At 63.4% G+C, this 17543-nt stretch carries 18 protein-coding genes; 10 read left to right on the forward strand and 8 right to left on the reverse strand.

Going from position 1 to position 17543, the window contains the following annotated elements; genetic code table 11:
* The first annotated feature begins 25 nt into the window (after window positions 1–25).
* Both VJX68_RS07825 and VJX68_RS07830 read left to right on the forward strand, forming a co-directional pair.
* Window positions 26–679: an epoxide hydrolase family protein gene (locus VJX68_RS07825; RefSeq protein ID WP_324095113.1), complete on the forward strand. Its 654-nt coding sequence runs from the start codon at window positions 26–28 to the stop codon at window positions 677–679.
* Between the two features lie 14 nt (window positions 680–693).
* Window positions 694–1179 carry an alpha/beta fold hydrolase gene (locus VJX68_RS07830; RefSeq protein WP_324095114.1) on the forward strand — a complete coding sequence of 162 codons (486 nt, stop codon included), beginning with the start codon at window positions 694–696 and terminating at the stop codon, window positions 1177–1179.
* 19 nt (window positions 1180–1198) lie between these two features.
* Here VJX68_RS07830 and VJX68_RS07835 read toward each other — a convergent pair whose 3' ends face one another.
* The gene (locus tag VJX68_RS07835) at window positions 1199–3187 is read right to left on the reverse strand and encodes an ABC-F family ATP-binding cassette domain-containing protein (protein WP_324095115.1); all 1989 of its coding nucleotides are present in this window, start codon (window positions 3185–3187) and stop codon (window positions 1199–1201) included.
* 98 nt (window positions 3188–3285) lie between these two features.
* On the opposite strand from VJX68_RS07835, the gene VJX68_RS07840 reads away from it, so the two are divergent.
* A complete protein-coding gene (locus VJX68_RS07840; protein ID WP_324095116.1) occupies window positions 3286–7206 on the forward strand; it encodes a tetratricopeptide repeat protein in 3921 nt (1306 codons plus the stop codon).
* Window positions 7207–7334: 128 nt separating this feature from the next.
* Complete coding sequence (locus VJX68_RS07845; protein ID WP_324095117.1) at window positions 7335–7676, forward strand: hypothetical protein; 342 nt, start codon at window positions 7335–7337, stop codon at window positions 7674–7676.
* Window positions 7677–7682: 6 nt separating this feature from the next.
* Here the strand turns inward: VJX68_RS07845 and VJX68_RS07850 are convergent, their stop codons facing one another.
* A complete protein-coding gene (locus tag VJX68_RS07850; protein ID WP_324095118.1) occupies window positions 7683–8552 on the reverse strand; it encodes an alpha/beta fold hydrolase in 870 nt (289 codons plus the stop codon).
* Window positions 8553–8657: 105 nt separating this feature from the next.
* On the opposite strand from VJX68_RS07850, the gene VJX68_RS07855 reads away from it, so the two are divergent.
* Together VJX68_RS07855 and VJX68_RS07860 are read left to right on the forward strand one after the other, a co-directional pair.
* A complete protein-coding gene (locus VJX68_RS07855) occupies window positions 8658–9443 on the forward strand; it encodes an SDR family NAD(P)-dependent oxidoreductase (RefSeq protein ID WP_324095119.1) in 786 nt (261 codons plus the stop codon).
* 79 nt (window positions 9444–9522) lie between these two features.
* The gene (locus VJX68_RS07860; RefSeq protein WP_324095120.1) at window positions 9523–9951 is read left to right on the forward strand and encodes a PKD domain-containing protein; all 429 of its coding nucleotides are present in this window, start codon (window positions 9523–9525) and stop codon (window positions 9949–9951) included.
* A 12-nt stretch (window positions 9952–9963) separates the two neighbouring features.
* On the opposite strand, the gene VJX68_RS07865 is transcribed toward VJX68_RS07860, so the two are convergent.
* Complete coding sequence (locus VJX68_RS07865) at window positions 9964–10611, reverse strand: carbonic anhydrase (protein WP_324095121.1); 648 nt, start codon at window positions 10609–10611, stop codon at window positions 9964–9966.
* Between the two features lie 233 nt (window positions 10612–10844).
* On the opposite strand from VJX68_RS07865, the gene VJX68_RS07870 reads away from it, so the two are divergent.
* The 4 genes from VJX68_RS07870 to rsfS all read left to right on the forward strand — a co-directional run bounded on the left by VJX68_RS07870 (window position 10845) and on the right by rsfS (window position 13982).
* On the forward strand, window positions 10845–11273 hold the full coding sequence (locus VJX68_RS07870; RefSeq protein ID WP_324095122.1) for a BTAD domain-containing putative transcriptional regulator: 429 nt from the start codon (window positions 10845–10847) through the stop codon (window positions 11271–11273).
* Window positions 11274–11561: 288 nt separating this feature from the next.
* Window positions 11562–12815 (forward strand): glutamate-5-semialdehyde dehydrogenase, encoded by a 1254-nt coding sequence (locus tag VJX68_RS07875; protein WP_324095123.1) that lies wholly within the window; start codon window positions 11562–11564, stop codon window positions 12813–12815.
* Window positions 12816–12862: 47 nt separating this feature from the next.
* Window positions 12863–13501, forward strand: coding sequence for a nicotinate-nucleotide adenylyltransferase (gene nadD / locus VJX68_RS07880; RefSeq protein WP_324095124.1), 639 nt, complete (start codon window positions 12863–12865; stop codon window positions 13499–13501).
* 91 nt (window positions 13502–13592) lie between these two features.
* Window positions 13593–13982 carry a ribosome silencing factor gene (rsfS, locus tag VJX68_RS07885; RefSeq protein ID WP_324095125.1) on the forward strand — a complete coding sequence of 130 codons (390 nt, stop codon included), beginning with the start codon at window positions 13593–13595 and terminating at the stop codon, window positions 13980–13982.
* 23 nt (window positions 13983–14005) lie between these two features.
* Here rsfS and VJX68_RS07890 read toward each other — a convergent pair whose 3' ends face one another.
* Genes VJX68_RS07890 through VJX68_RS07910 form a run of 5 tightly spaced genes read right to left on the reverse strand, consistent with a single transcriptional unit; the run spans window position 14006 to window position 17542 of the window.
* Window positions 14006–14245: a GlsB/YeaQ/YmgE family stress response membrane protein gene (locus VJX68_RS07890; protein ID WP_324095126.1), complete on the reverse strand. Its 240-nt coding sequence runs from the start codon at window positions 14243–14245 to the stop codon at window positions 14006–14008.
* 55 nt (window positions 14246–14300) lie between these two features.
* Entirely contained in the window at window positions 14301–14420 is a 120-nt protein-coding gene (locus VJX68_RS07895; protein WP_324095127.1) for a hypothetical protein, read from the reverse strand.
* A gap of 46 nt (window positions 14421–14466) precedes the next feature.
* The gene (locus VJX68_RS07900; protein WP_324095144.1) at window positions 14467–15255 is read right to left on the reverse strand and encodes an enoyl-CoA hydratase/isomerase family protein; all 789 of its coding nucleotides are present in this window, start codon (window positions 15253–15255) and stop codon (window positions 14467–14469) included.
* Entirely contained in the window at window positions 15252–16799 is a 1548-nt protein-coding gene (locus tag VJX68_RS07905; RefSeq protein ID WP_324095128.1) for a class I adenylate-forming enzyme family protein, read from the reverse strand. The genes VJX68_RS07900 and VJX68_RS07905 overlap by 4 nt, the downstream gene beginning before the upstream one ends.
* Window positions 16796–17542 (reverse strand): enoyl-CoA hydratase/isomerase family protein, encoded by a 747-nt coding sequence (locus VJX68_RS07910; RefSeq protein ID WP_324095129.1) that lies wholly within the window; start codon window positions 17540–17542, stop codon window positions 16796–16798. The genes VJX68_RS07905 and VJX68_RS07910 overlap by 4 nt, the downstream gene beginning before the upstream one ends.
* Window position 17543 lies beyond the last annotated feature (1 nt).

Genomic DNA, 17543 nt, shown 5'->3' on the forward strand with positions numbered 1-17543 from the left:
GCCAAAGCCCGGGCCAGAGGTTCTTATGTCGAGTGGCAAAATCGAACCGTTTCGCGTCGAGGTGCCCGTCGAAGTGCTGGCCGACTTGCGCGCGCGTCTCAGCAGCACGCGCTTTCCCGACGAGATTCCCGACACCGGCTGGGAGTATGGGACCAATCTCGCCTACCTGAAGGAGTTGGTTGAGTATTGGCGGACGAAGTACGACTGGCGCGCGCATCAGCGCGAGCTCAATCGCTTCGCGCAATTTAAGGCGAGCGTTGACGGACTCGGAATTCACTTCATCTACGAAAAAGGCAAGGGGCCGAATCCCAAGCCGCTGCTGCTGATTCACGGATGGCCGGGCTCGATCTACGAGTTCATGGAACTGATCCCGATGCTCACCGATCCGCCGGCGCACGGCGGCGACGCAAAGGATTCCTTCACCGTGATCGCGCCGTCGCTGCCGGGCTACGGATTTTCGGATCATCCGCGCGCTCGCGCGATGAATATCCAGGCGATGGCCGAGCTGTTTCACAAGCTGATGACCGACACGCTCGGCTACAAGCGCTACGCGGTGCAGGGCGGAGACTGGGGCGCGGCGATCACGTCGCGAATCGGCGAAGTGCACGCCGACAGCGTCTTCGGCATCCATATCAACATGCTTGCGATTGGACCCGCCGAGGGTCCGCGCCCGAGCTGACGCCCGAGGAGAAAGTGTTCCTCGGCGATCTGGAAAAATTCCGCACCGCCGAGACCGGCTACCAGTGGATACAAGGGACCAAGCCGCAGACGCTCGCTTACGGGCTGAACGATTCGCCGGCGGGACTGGCGGCGTGGATCGTCGAGAAATTCCGCACGTGGAGCGACTGTCACGGCGACGTCGAGAAGAGCTTCACGCGCGATCAACTGCTGACCAACGTGATGATCTACTGGGTCACGCAGACGATCAATTCCTCGACGCGGTTGTACTACGAGGCGCGGCACCATCCGTGGCGGCTCAAGCCGGGCACGCGAATCGAGGCGCCGACCGCAGTCGCGCTGTTCCCGGCCGAGCTGGTGCGTCCGCCGCGGCATTGGGCCGAGCGCGTATATGATGTGAAGCGCTGGACGGTGATGCCGAAGGGCGGGCATTTCGCGGCGATGGAAGAGCCGGAGCTGCTCGCCGCCGACGTGCGCGAATTCTACCGCGACTTGAGCTGAGCGCGTGTACTTAAGTGGCTCACGCGGAGGCGGCTTCGTCGAACTTGACCAGGTCGGCGTAGAGCTTTTCGATCTCGCGACCCAGCCGCTCGTAGCGGGCGATCAAATCGTCGGCATCCTTGCGCGCGAGATAGAAGTTGGGATCGTTCATCTCGGTGGAGAGCGCCGCGCGTTCGTTTTCCTTCTGTTCGATTTCGGCTTCGATCTGTCCACGCTGGCGCGCGATTCGTTCCCGCTTGCGCGACGCGTCGCGATCGTCTTTCGCGGGCGGTGCGGCCTTCGGCGGTTCCGCCTTCTTCTGATGCGGCGCAGTGCCGTTGTTACCGCGTGCATCGCGCAGTTGCACTGGCGCGGACCGCACAGGCTGCGACGACGGCGACGGCGCTTCGGTCTGCGCCTTCTTCTCGAGGTATTCGTCGTAGTTGCCGAGGTATCGGATCGCGTGCCCTTGGCCGACTTCGAGCACCTCGGTCACCAGCTCGTTCAGAATGAAGCGGTCGTGACTGACTATGATGACAGTGCCGGGAAACCGCCGGAGCGCTTCGAGCAGCGTGTCCTTGGCGACGATGTCGAGGTTGTTGGTCGGCTCGTCGAGCAGCAGGCAATTGCTCGGATGCGCGAGCACCTTGGCCAGCGCCAGGCGCGCGCGCTCGCCGCCCGACAGGACTTCGACGCGCTTGTACACGTCGTCACCAGAGAAGAGCATCGCGCCGAGAAGCGAGCGAATCTCCGCCGTCGTGCGGCCCTGCACGCTGTCGCTGAGCTCGTCGAGCACGGTCTTGTCGTATGAGAGCGACTCGGCGAGATTCTGCGCGAAGTATCCGGCCCGCACGCTGGCGCCCACTACTCGCTCGCCGCCGGACATCGGTTCGACGCCCGCCAGCAGCTTCATCATCGTGGATTTTCCCGAGCCGTTGGGACCGACGAGGGCGATTCGCGCGCCGCGCTCGATCGTCAGATCGACGCCGTTGTAAACCGTGTGAGCGCCGTAGCGTTTGACCGCGCCCTTGAGCTCGAACACGCGGCGCGTGCTGCGCTCGCATTTGGGAAACGAAATCGCGGGCGGCTTCTGCGATCCTTCGGGCGGTTCGAGCCGTTCGAGCTTCTCGAGCTGCTTGATGCGGCTTTGCACAAGACGCGCCTTGCTCGCCTGGTAGCGAAAGCGGCTGATGAAACTCTCCATGTGCTCGATCTCTTCGCGCTGCCTCTCGTACGCCGCCAGCTCGAGCGCGAAGCGTTCATCGCGCAGCACGAGGTAGCGCGAGTAGCCGCCGACGTATTCGGTGAGACGCCCGCGCGACACTTCGACCGTGCGCGTGGTGACGCGGTCGAGAAAGTAGCGATCATGCGAGACCAGAATGATCCCGCCCTGGTACGCGCACAGGTAATCTTCGAGCCAGTTGCGCGCCTCGATGTCGAGGTGATTGGTCGGCTCGTCGAGCATCATGAACTCGGGCGCGTCGAGCAGCAGCTTGGCCAGCGCGATGCGCATCCGGATGCCGCCGGAGAATTCGCTGACGTCGCGCGCGAGGTCGCCATCGGTGAAGCCCAGTCCGAACAGCACCGAAGTGGCGCGACTCTCGGCGCTGTAAAAGTCGTGATGCTCGAGCTCGGTGAGCACCTCGCCCAACTCCTCGAGCGCGGCGTCGTGCGCCGGCCCCGAATGCTCGCGCGTGAGAATCTGCTCGACTTCTTTGCGCCGCAAATCGAGCGCCTGCATCCGGTCCAGTGCCGCCAGCGTCTCGCGCAGCACCGACCTGCCGCCCATCTCGGGAGCGTCCTGCGCCAGGTATCCGACGCGGGTGCGCTGCGGACGGGTTATTCGGCCCGAGTCCGGCGGGATCACTTCCGCGATCATCTTGAGCAGCGTCGATTTGCCCGCGCCGTTGAGCCCGACCAGGCCGACCCGTCCGTCGTCGGCCATCGACCAGCTCACGCCGTCGAGGATCTTGCGGCCCCCGTAGGACTTGGAAAGGTTGTCGAGACTAAGCATGGTTAAAGACATCATCTTACCAGCGGCATTTGCGTGCCGAAAGCGACCCCCGCGCGCCGTGGTGTTTGAGGGGCTTCCTTGAAACCCGACATTATGTTAGGAAATGTTACACTATGGCAAAATTCGCCCCCGGATATCCGCTGCCCAGGAGCGCCGACGAGTTCGAAAGACTCTGTCTGAAGCTCCTGCGGCGTCATTGGCAGCTCCCTCAGCTCGAGCGCTTCCGCGACCCGGATCGCGCCGAGAAGGGAGTCAACCTAATCGAGATCAGCGGCCGTCCGCGGCTCGCCGCCGTCAAGTGCGACCTGCGCGCTACGCGAAGCGAGTTGACGATTGCCGAGATCAAGGACGATGTGGACCGGGCCGCGAGCCTGAAGCTCCCAATCGGGCGCTTCGTGATCGCGACCACGGCCGCCAAGCCAGACGGCTTGCAGCGTTCGTTGTTCGATCTCAACCGCGCTAACCGCAAAGACGGCATCTCGGCGATCGAGGTTCTGACGTGGGACGATATTGAGGAGCTGCTCGACGAGTATCCTCAGATCCTCACCGACTTCGGAACCGCCGCCAAGCGCCAGGCGCTGACGCGCGCGGATGCGGTTGTTCATCTCGAGGCACGATGTGAGCCCGCGGCGGCGGGACCTGCTGATTCGCTGGGAGAGGAGATCTCAGCCGCCGCGGCGTTCCTCGAGAGCCACCAATATCAGCTTGCGCGCCTGGCACTGCTCAGGCTGCGCGAGCAGAAGTGGAGCCAGCTCTCGAACACGCACAAGTTCCGCGTGCTCTCGTATCTCGGCGCCGCGTGGCTGAAAGAAGGCGAGCCGCGCAAATCGGCGATGCTGTTCATCGCGGCCAAGTCGCTGCAGCCCGACGAGGAGAACGCGTGCACCAACGAGGCGCTCGCGCACGAACTGCTCGGTGAGCGCGAACGCGCGTTCGCGCTGGCGGACAAACTGCGGATGCAGTTTCCGTCGAGCGGCCGCGCGGTCGCGCTGTGGCTCAACAACGCGCCCAAGTCGTATGACGCGAGGACGCTGGAAGAAAACGTCGCGCCCGAGCTCTCGTCCGATCCCGAAGTCGCCGTCGTAATGGCGCGCCGCGCGCTGCTCGACGCGCATTTCGATCGCGCCGAGCGTTATGCGCGCCTCGCCAGCGCCGCGTTGCCCAACAATTCGATCCCGTGGCTCGTTCTCGCACAGGCGATTCTCCTCAATGAGCTCGAAGTGGCCGGAGAGGGCACAAGTGATACTCCTGCGCAAAACGACGAGAGTCGTGTGCGCGAAGCCGAGACCTGCTTCACCCAGGCGCTCACGCTCGCGCAGGCCGAACGCCAGGTGTCGAGCGAAGTACAGGCGCTGATCGGACGCGCGCAGGCGCGAATTGCGCTGCGCGATACCGACGGTGCGGGCAAGGACATCGAACAGGCGCATAGCCTGGAGCGCGAGGATGCCAACGGGCTGTGCGAGTACGGAATCGTGCTGCGCTCGCGCGGCAGCCTGACCGAGGCGATCGAGGTGTTGCGCCGCGCCGCTTCCGTGGGCGGCCGCGACGACATCGACTATCATCTGGCGGTCACGCTGCGCGAGCGCGACGAACCCGGGGATTTGCAGGAGGCCACCGAGCTGCTGATGCGCTCGATCGCACGGCCGGATGCGATTCCCGCGGGTGATTTTCCCTTCGCGGTCGCGGCCGCAGTCGAAGCACTCGCGACCGCCGAGCGCTATCACGACGCCGACGCGCTGTTGTCGTCGATCGCCGAGGGGCGCCTGCCGGCGGTCACGATGCGGACGCTGCGCGCTAATCTGCGGCTGGCGCAGGGCAAGTTCGATCAGGCCTCGAAGCTGGCCGACGAGGCTCTGTCGGGGCTCACGCCCGACATCGGCCCCGACAACCGACGCAAGCTCGCCGCGCTGCTCCATGATTTGGGGCGCTACCGCGACGCGCTGCCGCTGTGGCAAGCGCTCGCGCCCGCCGGCACCGCGGGGACCGACACGCGCCGCTTGCTCGATTGTGCGAGCCGTCTCGGCCGCGAAGACATCGTCGAAGACATCTCGCGCCAGCTGCATCCCGAAAAAGCAATCGACGCGGGCGCCGTCGCCGATCAGCTCGACAAACTCGAACGCAATAATCCCGAAGCTGCGCTGACTGAGCTCGAGGATATGCTTAGCGCACATCCCGACGACCGCGTGCTCAAGCTGCGCCGCTCGATCGTCGCGGCTCGCCTCGGCAAGGCCGATCTGGTCGTCGCCGATCCGAACGCTATGCCTCCGGCGCGCGAGATTCCGCCTGCACTCGGCCGCGCGGCCGTGCAATTCATGCGCGACGGCGGCCGCGCCAACGAGGCGCTCGCCTACGCTTACGAATTGCTGCGCCGCCAGGGTGGCAGCGTCGATGCGCATCGCGCGTACCTGGCCGCGCTCGGACCTGTCGGGCCGATGCCGCACGTGCCCGACTTCGACGGCGCCGGACCCGGCTGTGCGCTGAGTTTCGTCGAAGAGGGTTCCAACACCGAGAAATGGATCCTGCTCGAGGAGGCCAACGACGCCGACGAGGCGCTCGAAGAATACGGCCCGCAGCATCCGATGACGCGCGCCATCAAGGGCAAGAAGGCCGGTGAGAAGTTCCAGCTCCCCGAAGGCCGCTTCAGCCGCCGTCAAGCGACCATCAAGCAGGTCATCAGCAAGTACGCCTACCGCTACATGGACGTGCTCATCAACTGGCAGGCGCGCTTCCCCGGCCAGGCCGAAATCGAAATGAGCTACGTGCGCGGCGATGCAATTCCGTGGAGCGAGATGAGTGACAGCTTCGAGTCACTGTTCGAAGCGAGCAATGGCAATGGAAACGGGAACGGCAACGGCGTCGCGAACGGCAATGGGATCGCCAAAGCCAACGGCCACACCAACGGTGCCAACGGCAAGCGCGAGGATCTCCTCAAGCAAGCCGAGCGCACTTACGCCAACAACTCGATCCCTATCCACGCGGTGGCAGAGCGGCTCAACCTCAACGATCTGCAGACCGTGTTCATCCTGGCGCAGCGTCCCGAGGCGCCGCTGAAGTGCTGCACCGGCTCGCCCGAGGAACTCGAGGCCGCTCTGGGAGCCTTCGAACGCGCCAACGCCGTGGTGCTCGATCTGACCGCGATCGCGACGCTGTGCATGCTCGGCCGGCTGAGCCTGCTACCGACGTGGCCGCGCCAGTTTGTCATTTCGCAGTCCACTCTCGCTGAACTTCGCCGTCTTGCGTTCGAGGATACTCTGCTCCGATTGCCGCCCGGATTCTCGGCGTCAATCGCCGGCAACGGCAATGACGGCAAGCGCGCCGACGTCCAGTTGAAGGGGCTCGCCGACGCGTTGCAGTCGGTCTGCCGTGTGCGCGACGGCGCGGTGCTTGCCTCAATTGATCCTGAACGCCGCGAGCGACTGGTCAAATTCTTCGGCCGCCACGTCGCCGAGAGCATCGTGATCGCCTCGATGCCGGGGCACGTGCTGTGGACCGACGACATGATCCTCGCCGATCTCGCCAAGACCGAGTTCGGTGTGCGCCGCGTGTGGACCGAGGCGGCGCTGCAAGCGCGCGCGCAGGCGGGCAATCTCGATCCCGTCGAGCTGGCCACCGCCAGCACCAAGCTCGCAGGATGGGGCTACTCGTTCACCACGCCGAGCATCGAGGCTCTGATGCGCGCGGGCTCGGTCGCGGTATGGAATCCCGATCAGTTCCCGCTCAAGCAAGCGCTCGATCAGTTCGCGTCGGATTCCATGAACATGTCGGATGCGGTGCGGTTGGCGGCCGAGCTGATTGTCAAGATGTACAACGACCAGTACCTGCGCGGGCAGCGCCGCACGGTGACCTCGCGGCTGCTCGACCGGCTCGCACTCCGCCCCGGCGGGCGCGACGCGATCGAGACACTGCCGCGATCGTTGCCGATTCGCTTCGGACTCGACCTGATCCGGGCGCGCGAACTGAGCGACGTCGTGCGCGGATGGTCCGCGCAAAGCGAGTCGCAGGGGCAGGCTGAGCGCTTGATGGCTGGTCGCTGATCAATAACACCGATGGATCGGGTAGTGGGTCGCTGGCCCACTACCCGGTTAGATCTCGGCGCGTCGTGTTAGCCTTCGCGATCGAGTAGAATCCCGCCCCGGGGCTACGGCCACAGGAGGAACGCACGATGGCGGCAATCGGCGAAGGGGACCGGATCGTCCTCATCGATCGGAGGCTCTTCAAGGACGACAACACCCGGATTTTCGTGGGCATCATCGAGCAAACCGAGGGCGTGCTGGTTCGCGCCCGCGGCTTCGTCTTTCACGTCAGCCCCTACGAGGTCGCCGGACAGGAACGCCGCGGCGAAGAACGCGTGCGCGTGTTCTCGATGGGTAGCGGCGACATCGTGTACCTGCTGCCGCAGGGGCAGGACATCTCGCGGCTGATGCTCAAGCGCTCGCCCAAGTCGATGACCCTGAGCGACGGGCAATACGCGATGGACCTGAGCGACTTCCTGCTCCGCGCGTAACGGCCGCTACATTTTCTCGACGAACTCGATAGTCGCTGCCGCGGTGTCGCCTGGATTGTCCAGCGGCACGTGATGAAACGCGCGCGGGATTTCCTTCAGGACCGAGCCGCGAATCTTCCGATGCATCAGCGCGACGTGCGACGCGCTCACCAGCGCGCTCTGATCGCCGCGCAGCAGTAGCGTCGGCATCGTGATCTTTCTGATCTTCGGCTTGGTCATCCTGGCGCCATGCTTGCGCCACGCCCGCGTCTCCGGATCGAAGCGAAACGCCCACGCGCCGCTGGGTAGCTGCTCGGCGCCAAGCAGGGCGAGCCGCTCGACCTCCAGCCGCGTCAGATACGTCTGCGGCGGTTGCAGGCGGAATTTCCTGATGATGTCCTCCGCCGACCGCAGCTCGGGACGGATGCCGCCTTGCGATTTCCGGCGCCATCGCCACATCAGGCGGCGAAACAGCGGCGGCGGTCCGTGCGGCGCGTCGACGATTATCAACGCCGCGAGCAACTCCGGGTGCGTGACCGCGACCCACTGCGCGACCGCGCCGCCCATCGAATGTCCAACCAGGATCACGCGCGTGCCGAGGCTCTCGATCAGGCCGCGCACATCATTCAGATACGCCGGCGGTCCGTAAACCCCCGACTTCGCCCACTGGCTGCGCCCGTGACCGCGAAAATCAAGCGCGAGCACGCGACCGTACGGCGTCAGCAACGGTGCGACGCCGTCCCACCAATGCGCATGCGCGGCGCCGCCGTGCAGCAGCACGAAAGTGCGCTTGCCGGGATCGCCGCCCCAGTCCAGATAGTGAAGCTTGAGTCCCTCGACCTCGACGTACCGATGAGTCGGCTCCGCGAGCGCGGTAGCCGCTTGCTGTTGTGCCATAACCTGCGATTCTATTCGACGCGGGATCGTGAGCATAGATTTTCATGCGCGCCGCGTCGTGCTAACAACCGCAGCAGAACAGAGGTTGCCAAGGAGAATCGTTCGATGGCCCTGAGACTTGAAAACAAAAATGCACTGATCACTGGCGGCGCGAGCGGCATCGGACGCGCGACCGCGATTCGATTCGCCGAAGAGGGCGCGAACATCTTCGTCGCCGACAGACATCTCGCCGCCGCCGAGGAAACCGCTGCCGCCGTGAAGAAGCTCGGCCGCAAGGCAATTGCATATCAAGTTGATACCAGCGACGAGGCGCAGGTGAATGCGATGGTCGCGCAGATGGTGAAGGATCTCGGCAGCGTCAATATCGTCGTCGCCGCGGCGGGAATCTCTCACGCGCACTACGGCGAAGAAGGCCAGCCCGACATCACGTTTCTCAGCAACAAGTCCTTCGCCAACTGGCGCAAGGTTTTGAGCGTCAACCTCGACGGCGTTTTCCTGACCGATCGCGCCTGCGCCCAGGCGATGATTGCGGCCGGCAACGGCGGCCGCATCATCAATATCGCGTCAGCCGCGGCGCGGCTCCCAACTCCGGGCGTCGGCGAGTATTCCGTCAGCAAGGCGGGCGTGTGGATGCTGACCCGGGTGCTCGCGACAGAGTTGGCGCCGTTCAATATCACGGCCAACGCGATCGGCCCCGGCTTCATCAAGACTCCGATGACCGCCAACCTGCAGGACATGCCCGAAATGACGCCGCTGATGGATCGCGTGCCGATGAAGAAGATGGGCGAGCCCGTAGACGTCGCCAACACCGCGCTGTTCCTAGCCTGTGAGGAGGGCCGCTACTACACCGGCTCGATTCTGCACCCCGACGGCGGCATCACAATGCAGTGAGATTGAATCGCAACTGTACGATCCCTGAGAGGTCGCTCTTTCCTTGTGTCATTCTGAGCGAAGCGAAGAATCCCGGATTATGGCGCACGCCTCGGCACTGCTGCCGGGATTCTTCGCTGCGCTCAGAATGACAAGGTTGGCGTTCGCCGTCTTCCCGCTGATGCTCGCCGGCCTGACTACGTCGGCATTCGCGCAGGAAGCGAGTGTGACCCCTACGCCGATGGTCATGCCGATGATTCCGCAGATTCAGCTTCAAACCGTGCCCGCTTACGGCCCGGCTCCGCTCACCGTCGGCTTCTTTGTATCGAGCACCAACCCGGGAGGCGCGCCGCTGGCCAGCTATATCTGGAATTTCGGCGACGGCCAGGTCTCGATGCTGCCGCCGACCGCGCTGTTTCACACTTATGCGAATCCCGGCAGCTACGTGGTCAACGTAACTGCGACCGACACCGACGGTCATCAGGCGTCATCATTCGCCGGCGTGATCGTCACGCAGCCTCCGCACTAGCCGCGCCTTGCGCTAGTCCTTGAGCATCTCGATCATGCCAGTGTCGAGATCGTAAACGCCGCCGACGATTTTCAGCTCACCCGATTTCACCATCGCCGACAGCTCTGCCGACGCCGCGAGGTTTTTGATCACCAAGATCACGTTCTCGCGCACGGCGTTCTCGACCGGATCGCCCGCCATGCCCTTAGACGCTGCCACGGCCGGCCGCAGTTCGCTCAGCATCGGACCGACGTCGCCTTCCTCTTCATGTCCCGCGACCGCCGCAATCACCGCGCCGCATCGGCGATGTCCGAGTACCATCACCGCTCGCACGCCGAGATGCTTGACCGAGTAGTCGAGGCTTTCGATAACGACTTTGTCCGCGACATTGCCCGCCACGCGCACGGTGAAGATATCGCCAAGTCCGCGATCGAAAATAATTTCGGGCGGCGTGCGCGAATCCGAACATGCCAGCACCGACGCAAACGGATGCTGTCCCTTGGCCACGTCGGCGCGCACCTCCGGCGTCTGATTGGGATGCTCGAGCTTTCCCACAACGAAACGCCGATTGCCGTCGAGCAGCGCCTGGAGGGCCTGCGCAGCGGTCACCGTCGGCCCATGATCCGCAGCAATTACCGCGCGCGTCGTCGCGATTGATAGTGCGGCGATCGCCAGCATCATCAACATTCTCGACAAGAACTTTGTTTTTCGAATCACGGGGTCTCTCCATGGGCGCTATACGGTCACCTGCCTCTCGCATATCGGCATTGACACCGCGCCGCTATTCGCCAGTATTGGTGGCGATGCGACACAAATCCAGCTTCAGCATACTTTCTATATCGGTGACGAATTTGCCGGGACGAGTCCTGGCGGCACTAGCATTCGGCGTTCTCTTGTTCATCGTTGCGGGATGCATGGGCGATCAGATCGAGGCCACGAACAAACTGGTTCAACAACAACAGGATCAGCTTGAGCGGCAGCAGCAGGAGATCGAAGCAATCAAGGCGAGTCAGAATCAAAACTACAGACCTGGCGTCGCGACCTCCGCTCCTGGCGGTTGCGATAAAGGTATCGAGTCGGTCGCCAGCCAACGTGGCGGCGACAGTTTTGCCGCAGGTGATTTCAACAAGGCGCTCGGATACTACCAGGATGCGCTCGCGGCGTGCCCCAACGATGACCGGGCCGACGTCAACGTCGCGCGCGCGTACGAGGCGCTCGGCAACAACGCCCAGGCCATCACCTACTACAGAAAGGCGGCGGACAGCGGCGGCGCCACCGTTACCGACGCCCAGGAAGAGGCCAAGGCCGCGCTCCTACGCCTGCAAGCGTCGCGATTGCCGTGACGACCGGCTTCGCGCAGCCCTGATCAACGCATGGGGCGGCTGGCTGGTTCCCTCGCCCGTTTGTCGGCAGAGGGTTAGGGTGAGTGACAATTGTGGAGCGAGATTGTCTGTTGCGCCGTACATCCGGAATCTCAGCAACTTCGGTCCCTTACCTGCCGCTCAAGGTCTCGCGCCGACTGACCTGCACCGGATGCTAAAAAAGATACGGGCTTCGCCCTGTTAGAAGTTTGGGGGCGGGAAAGGCGCGCGGTTTATTTGATTGGGTTCGGGATATATTCTCGAAGTTGGATGACGGTTGAAACTGATACTGTTGCGGCGCTCAAGCGGGCGCGGGCGGCGGCGCCACGGATGGCGCTGGCGACGACGGCGGAGAAGAATGATTTTCTTCGGCGGCTGGCGGCCGCGATACGCGATTCGCGTGCGGAGATTATTCGCGCTAACGCGATCGACCTCGAGCATGCGCGGAAGAGTGGGCGCGGCGGTGCGTTTGTCGAGCGGCTTATGCTTGATGACAAGCGAATCGAGGCGATGGCGGCGGGCGTGCTTCAAGTTGCGGCGCTCGAGGATCCTGTCGGGACTGCGATTGAGAAGTGGACCCGGCCTAACGGGTTAAAAATTGAAAAGATCAGAGTGCCGATCGGCGTGATCGCGATGATTTACGAATCACGGCCTAACGTTACCGTTGATGCTGCGGCGTTGACGCTGAAAGCGGGGAATGCGGTGGTGTTGCGAGGTGGCAGCGAGGCGCTCAGCTGCAACGGATTCCTAGCCGACCTGATCGCGCGCGCGTTGAAGGACGCGGGACTTGACCCGGATGCGGCGATGTTTATCCGCGACCCTGATCGCGAAGTGATCCAGCTAATGAAGCGCAGCCGCGAGCTGATCGACCTGATAATTCCGCGCGGAGGCGAGTCGCTGAAGAAGGCGCTGGACGGATCTGCCGTGCCGCTGCTGCCGCACTTCGACGGTAAATGCCACACCTACGTCGATCGGGCGGCGGATCTGAAGATGGCCGAAGAAATTTGCTTGAACGCAAAATGCTCGCGTCCTTCAGTCTGCAATTCGATGGAGAAATTGTTGGTGCATCGCGGGATCGCGGAGAAATTTCTCCCGTCGCTCGCTGCGCGGATGATGGCGGCTGGCGTCGAAATTCGCGGCGATGACGCGACCCGAAAAATCGTGCCGGCAGTGCGCGCGGCGACTGACGAAGACTGGGATGCGGAATACCTCGACCTGATACTGGCGGTGAAGGTGGTGGATTCGATTGACGAGGCGATCGCATTTATTGCGCGTCACGGGTCCCATCTGGCGGACGCGATCGTCACCGGTGACGCGGAAACCGCCGCGCGCTTTGAACGGGAGGTCGATTCGGCTACCGTTTATGTGAATGCATCGACGCGTTTCACCGACGGCTTCGAATTTGGATTCGGCGCGGAGACCGGGATCTCGACTAATCGGCTGCACGCGCGCGGGCCGATGGGACTGAATGAGTTGACTACATACAAGTACGTCCTGCGCGGGACCGGACAAGTCCGCGCCTGAACGGCGGCGCGAAACCCGTTGCGACGCGAGCGCAGTAAAAGAATCAAATGCGGGTAGGATTGTTCGGCGGCAGTTTCAACCCGATTCATCTCGGACATCTGCGCGCAGCCGAGGAAGTTCGCGAGGCGCTGCAACTTGACCTGGTGTATTTCATTCCGGCCGCGTCGCCGCCACATAAAGCGGAAGGCGAATTGGCCCCGGCGGAGCATCGCCTGGCGATGGTGCGGCTGGCGACCAAGGGCAACCGCCATTTTATGACCTCGGACGTGGAGATTCGGCGGGCCGGACGCTCCTACACGATCGACACAGTGCGCTACTTCCTGGCTACCCTGCGGCAGCCGGCGACGCTGTACCTGCTGATGGGCGCGGACCAGTTTGCCGAGCTGGAATCGTGGAAGGAGCCGGAGGAACTGGTGCGGTTATGCAATTTCGCCGTTCATACAAGGTTAACCGAGGGGAAAGAGGGTCCGCCGCGAATTTCAGTTGCCGCGCTCAAAAAGTTTGGCTACACTCAGGCAGACGATCACTACGTGCATTCGAGCGGACAAACGCTATCTTTCGTCGAAACCACGTTCCTACCTATTTCAGCGACTGAAATTCGCGGCAAACTGCAACACGGTGAATCGATCAGGTACCTGGTGCCGATCGATGTCGTCGATTACATCCAGCGCCACGCGCTCTATTGAGGATCGATCTGCTTAAACTCTCGCGTTCATTCCAATCCCGTTCGAACCATCAACCGCCGGCGAGCCGGCTTCTGAATCGCGGTCAGATTTCTTGACGGCGCTTAAGAAGGCAATCGCCGCGGCCGAAGCGGCGCTGGAAAAAAAGGCCTACGACCTGGTCGTGCTCGAAGCCGAGCATCTGAAACCGGTGGCGGATTATTTCCTGGTGGCGACCGGGCGCTCTGACGTGCAGGTACAGGCGATCGCGCGCGGAATCGAAGAGGCGATGGGCAAGGTGGGACAGCGGGCGCTGGCGGTCGAGGGGATGCATCATGCTCACTGGGTGGTGCTCGACTACGATGACGTCGTGATCCACCTGTTCTACGAACCGGCGCGCGAGTTCTATCGGCTCGAGAGGAATTGGATCGACGCGCACGAAGTGAAACTGCCGGAGCCGATTCGCAAGCAGGCCGAGGTCCTGCGCATCCGCGCGCTCGGGTGAGAGCCGGCGCGCGCGGCGTTTGGTCAGGCCTCGCGAATGATGTGCGAGATCCAGACCAGGATGACGGCACCGACGGTGGCGACGAGGATCGCGCCGATCGCGCCGTTAGGCCCCGGAACGCCGAGTGAGCTGAAGATCCATCCGCCGACGAGGCCGCCGATCAGGCCTAGGATGAGGTCGCCAATCAATCCGAAGCCGGCGCCGCGCACCAGCTTGCCGGCCAACCAGCCTGCGATGATTCCGATTATGATCGCACCTAGCATCGTGGGACCTCATTGACGTTGTCGCGATGACGCCTCGAACGGCGGAGCGTGATCGCTACTTTTTTTGTTCCATCGGAACGCCGCAGCACTTGAGCTGGCCCGAGCCGGCCTTGGTGACGATGACCTGCGATTTGCAGTTGTTGCAGATGTAAATTTTGCCGAGCTGATTTGCCATTCGTTGATCCTGGTCCTTTCTCGCTAAAAAAATATAGTTGAAAAATTCACGCGCCCCTGAACAGCGGTTTGCGCTTCTCCAAAAAAGCGCGCACGCCTTCGGCACGGTCGGAAGTCGTTTGTAGCAGGGCATACAGATCCTCCTCAAGCCTGATGCCCTGATCCAAAGTCATGTCGTAACCCTTGAGCACTGCATCCTTGACCAGGCGCGCGGCGAGAGGTGCGCGGCTCAGGATGGCCTCGGCGACGCGGCCGCCGGTGGCGGCGAGGTCGGCGGGGTTGCCGGCGAGATAAGTGACGAGGCCGCTGCGAAGCGCATCGTCGGCTCCCAGAGCGGTCCCGGTGAGCATCAGGCGAAGCGCGTTGGAGGCGCCGATCAGACGCGGGAGGCGCTGGGTCGCGCCGAAATGGGGCATCGCACCGCGTTTAACCTGAGTGATCGCGAAACGCGCGGACGAAATCGCGACCCGTATGTCGGCGGCCATGGCGAGTTCGAGACCTTCGTCGAAGGCGTCGCCGTTGATGATGGCGACGGTCGGCTTGGAGAGGACGGCGAGCGATTCGACGAGTCGCGGATCGACGGCGTCGTCGAAGCCGACGCAGAACGCGGCGCCCGCGCTGGTGAGTGCGAGCATGCGGGCGGCGGCGTCGTCCTCGACGTGCTCGAACAACTCGAGCATGCGGACAGCCATCGCGGGCGTGAGAATCGCGCGCGGACTGGGGAATCGAAGCGTCGCGCTGACGCATCCGCTGGCGAAAGCGACGTCGATAACGCCGGCGGGTGCGGTCCGTCGTGCTCTGCCGGCACGGGATTTTTTAGCGGGGCGCGGCGTCAGACGCCTCCGGCGGGCGCGCGCAGATCTTTGCGCAGAATTTTGCCGAGCGGATTTTTCGGCAGCGCGTCGATGAACTCGATTCGTTCGGGACGCTTGAAGCTGGCCAGCCGCGAGCGGCAGAACTCGGCGAGCTCGGGCTCGGTCACCTTATCGCCCTTGCGAACGACGACGAAAGCCTTGACGATTTGCCCCCATTCGACGGAGGGCACGCCGATAACGGCGCATTCGTCGACGGCCGGATGGCTCATGAGGACGGTTTCGATTTCGGCGGGAGCGATATTTTCGCCGCCGCGAATGATCATGTCGTCCTTGCGGCCGGCGAAGAAAACGTAGCCGTCGTCGTCGAGCCATCCGAGGTCGCCGGTCGCGCGCCATCCGTCGGGTAATCGCGCGTCGTCGTCGCGGCCGGCGTAGCCCTTCATGATGCGCGGGGTGCGGATGATGATTTCGCCGACCTCGCCGTGCGGGAGGAACTTGCCGTCCTCGTCGCGGACGCGAATTTCGACGTCGGGCAGCGGCTTGCCGATCGAGTTGAGGCGCTTGAGCTTGAGTTCGATCTGCTCGGGCGTGCCTTCGATTCGATGATCGTCGGGGCCGAGCACAGTGAGCGATGACGTGGTTTCAGTCTGGCCGTAAGCGTTCACGAAGCCGACTTGTTTCGGAAAGACTTCGATCGCGCGGCGAATTACCTGCACAGGCATCGCGGCGCCGCCGTAGGCGAGGTTGGTGAGCGCGGAGAGATCGGTTTTCGCGAACGAGGGCTCGTCGATGATTTGCTTCATCATCGTGGGCACGACGAAGGCGTGCGTGACGCGCTCGCGAGCAACGAGATCGAGCCACGCGCGCGCGTCGAACTGCGGCATTACGATCACCTTGCGGCCGGTCCAGATGTTGGTCATGTACGCGGTGGTTCCGGCGATGTGATAAAACGGCACGCACACCAGCGCAACGCCGCGATCGGTGCCATCGGCCATCTCGACGTTGGCGGTGACGTAGGCGGCGAAATCGCGAAAGCGCAACTGGACGCCCTTCGGCAGCGAGGTGGTGCCGCTGGTGTACATGAGGATGGAGATGTCCTCGTCTTCGACCTCAGCTTCGGATTCGTCGGGTTCGGCTTTGGTGATCAGATCGGCGAGACGCGGCAATGCGCGGGCGCCGTCGCCGAGCGCGACGATTTTGCTCGCGCGGAGGCGCGGCTGAATCTTCGCGATCAACTCGAGGTAGCGATCGCCGACGAGCAGCGCCTTCGCATCGGCGGTGTTAATCATGTATTCGAGCTCGGCATCCTTGGCGCGATAGTTCAAGGGCAGGAACGTGAGCCCGGCCTTGGCGGCAGCGTAGTAGCATTGGATGTAGAGGTCGGAGTTGGTGTCGAGGACGGCGATGACGTCGCCGTGCGCGAAGCCGAACTGCTTAAATACCGCACACAGGCGGGAGACTTGGTCGTTCAGATCCGCATAGGTGAGGCGTCGCGAGCCGAAGACCAGGATTTCCTGGTCGGGCACGATCGCCGCCGGGATCGTGACGAAGTTAACGGTGTTCACTGCGCGCGATTCCTCCCAGCGGGTAAACGCTTCCAGAGCCGGTGTTCGAGTTCGAGTCCTTGTCGCAGCGGCAAATCGAGGCCTCCCCAGACCGCCAGCTTGAGTATCGCGGAACGCTCGCGGCTGACGCGTGCGAACGCGCGGGCGATCGCGAGCGCGCGGCGATCCAAATCCGCCAAGGGAACCACTTCGGCGACCATACCTACAAGTAACGCGTCTTTGGCGTCAATCCAACGGCCTGTGAGGCAAAGGTCGAGGGCGCGGCCGAGGCCGAGGCGGCGCGCCGCGGTCTGGGTGCCGGCGACGCCGGGAATCATGCCGGCGCCGGTCTCGGGCAGGGACAGGCGCGTGTCGTCCGCGGCGATGGCGAGGTCGCATAGGAGAGCTATCTCGAGTCCGCCGCCGACGGTGTAACCGTGGATGGCGGCAATGGTCGGGATGGGCAGCCCGCGGAGCATCCCCCACACGTCGCGGCGAAAGCGGACCCATCGCGCGACGATAGGCGACGGCGCCATCCCGAATTCGGCAAGGTCGCCGCCGGTCGAGAAGGCCTGGCCGGCACCGCGCAAGACCATCGCGCGTACGTCGCGATCGTCGTGGATCGCGGCAAGGATTTGGAAGAGGTTGTCGCGCATCGCCATGTTGTACGCGTTGAATTGCGCGGGGCGATTGAGCGTGACCCATGCGACGGGACCGCGCTTGTCGTAGAGTACCGCGCTCGTACCGTTCGATTTCGACGACATC

Source organism: Binatus sp. (SeqCode), assembly GCF_035272065.1.
Lineage (GTDB): Bacteria > Desulfobacterota > Binatia > Binatales > Binataceae > Binatus.